Origin of the sequence: Microcoleus sp. PH2017_34_RAT_O_A, from assembly GCF_020737885.1 — a bacterium.
Taxonomy (GTDB): domain Bacteria; phylum Cyanobacteriota; class Cyanobacteriia; order Cyanobacteriales; family Microcoleaceae; genus Microcoleus.
Genome location: NZ_JAEQDD010000198.1, coordinates 1 through 1641, shown reverse-complemented (window position 1 = coordinate 1641; position 1641 = coordinate 1). Strand labels below are relative to the sequence as shown.

The 1641-nt window shown below is 47.3% G+C and carries 3 protein-coding genes; all 3 read right to left on the bottom strand.

Features of this window, described 5'->3' with window-relative positions:
- Nucleotides 1-99 precede the first annotated feature (99 nt).
- The 3 genes from JGK11_RS32665 to JGK11_RS32655 are packed head-to-tail and all read right to left on the bottom strand — an operon-like array spanning nucleotide 100 to nucleotide 1323.
- Nucleotides 100-576 (bottom strand): hypothetical protein, encoded by a 477-nt coding sequence (locus JGK11_RS32665; RefSeq protein WP_293214502.1) that lies wholly within the window; start codon nucleotides 574-576, stop codon nucleotides 100-102.
- A gap of 11 nt (nucleotides 577-587) precedes the next feature.
- Nucleotides 588-983, bottom strand: coding sequence for a hypothetical protein (locus tag JGK11_RS32660; protein WP_293214500.1), 396 nt, complete (start codon nucleotides 981-983; stop codon nucleotides 588-590).
- Nucleotides 976-1323 (bottom strand): hypothetical protein, encoded by a 348-nt coding sequence (locus JGK11_RS32655; protein WP_293214498.1) that lies wholly within the window; start codon nucleotides 1321-1323, stop codon nucleotides 976-978. Before JGK11_RS32655 ends, JGK11_RS32660 begins: the two co-directional genes overlap by 8 nt.
- Nucleotides 1324-1641: the final 318 nt, after the last annotated feature.

The window sequence follows — 1641 nt, the reverse complement described above, 5'->3', positions numbered from 1 at the left end:
ACCCAGATAAATCGTCTGCCCAATCTTCACAAATGGTTTGTGGAAATTTTCGCTAAACCCACATAGCTATTGGATCATTCTTTTTGTGGAGGCCTCTTATCATTCTTTTGCCCCGCCCAATAACTTGGTTTTGATGGCTTCAATCCTTGCAGTAGCATCGGTTTCAGCTTTCTCAAGCCCAAAGCCCAGGCGAGCATAACCAGGGCGCAGTCCCTGCAAGTGCTTACCTAGACCTGCATCAGCGCGTTTCTTTTTTAGTTCGTTGGTTGCAACGGCTTTCTCGTACCCCCGGTGCAACTTGTGGACTTTTGCATCGGCTTCTTCAATCTTGGTCATCGCCCCATAAGCGCGTTTTGATTGGCGTGCGCCGTCGGTCTTTTCCTTTGCTAATTCCTTCATGGCGTCCGCTTCCTCGGCGGTGAAGTAGCGCGGGGTATCGCACACCGGCACAGAGCGAACAGAGGTAAACTTGCCGGGATTTAACGGCGTGATAACGCTGGCATCCGTTGGTTTGCTAATCGCTTCTGATTTGTGGCTGATGGCATCGCTACCGCCACCGCCGAATAAGGTTGTCATTACTCCCATGATTATTTTGCTCCTATTTGAATGGTGATGCGGATAGGGGAGGGTAGGAATTTGAGAGGATTGTGCGTCCACACGGAAGTCAGCAGCATAAACAGTCCCACTGATGTGAGTGTCAGGGCGATGAGTTGAGAAAAATCAACCCACTCTAGGAAGTTAATAAGTTTACGACTGTCTACAGTGCTGTTTACAGCCATTTCTATAGAGTTAGGAGCTGGACAGTCGTCGAGTTGTGAGAAAAAGGAATCACCACTAATCCCATGTGCTCTGAATAGTTTTTGCCACGTGTCGGTTTTACTGAGTTTGCCGAATTTGCGGGCGTCTTCGTTGGTGAAGCCTAGGTCAAAGGCAACTGCTTTGAGTTGGTCTATGCGACGGTGACTGACGGCGGGCTTAGTCATGGCTGACCCCTGCTTTTTCAGTTCTCAGGATAGATTCAAGAGTTTGGTGGGCTTGAAATATTTTGCTTTGAGCTACTCCGATTCTTTCTGCCGGTTCGCCTAGCCAGCAGTCGATAAACATGATACCCCGCTCTAGCGAAAAGTCGGATTTGCTTGACAGATATTGTTTGGCGACCACAATTAACTCTTGCTGCGAGTCGATTGCGTCAAGTTCGTCGGTGCAGGAAACTAGAAAATGGTAAATTTTCTCTAGTGTTTTGCGATCGACAGTGATTGCCTCTTTCGTCTCAAACGTAAAGAGTTGCGATCGTCCGCAGGGACAATCGTTTGAAAGTGTCATAATTTATTGGCTCCAAACGTTGCTGATAAACGGTTTGGGGAAGTCGTGGTTAGTGTGGTGCTGATTACACCGCATTACCGCGCATCAATCTTCCTTAGTTACTCACGATTACAGGTTTGCAGCCACTTGTCAATGGGTGCGACTGTAAAGTTTTGTATTCGATTACTCGCCCAGTAATTCCATCACTTCATCGGGCGTAATGCCGTAGACAGTCGCCGTATAAGGGAGCACCACAGAATGATTGATCCTATAATGACCCAAAGATAATTTCAGTGTGCAGCGTATCTTATGTCTCTAAAATCTATCATGAAACTGACC

What these genes read in the sequence shown, in the direction of transcription:
- JGK11_RS32665 (WP_293214502.1), bottom strand. Translation starts at nt 576, where the DNA reads ATGACAACCTTATTCGGCGGTGGCGGTAGCGATGCCATCAGCCACAAA.
- JGK11_RS32660 (WP_293214500.1), bottom strand. Translation starts at nt 983, where the DNA reads ATGACTAAGCCCGCCGTCAGTCACCGTCGCATAGACCAACTCAAAGCA.
- JGK11_RS32655 (WP_293214498.1), bottom strand. Translation starts at nt 1,323, where the DNA reads ATGACACTTTCAAACGATTGTCCCTGCGGACGATCGCAACTCTTTACG.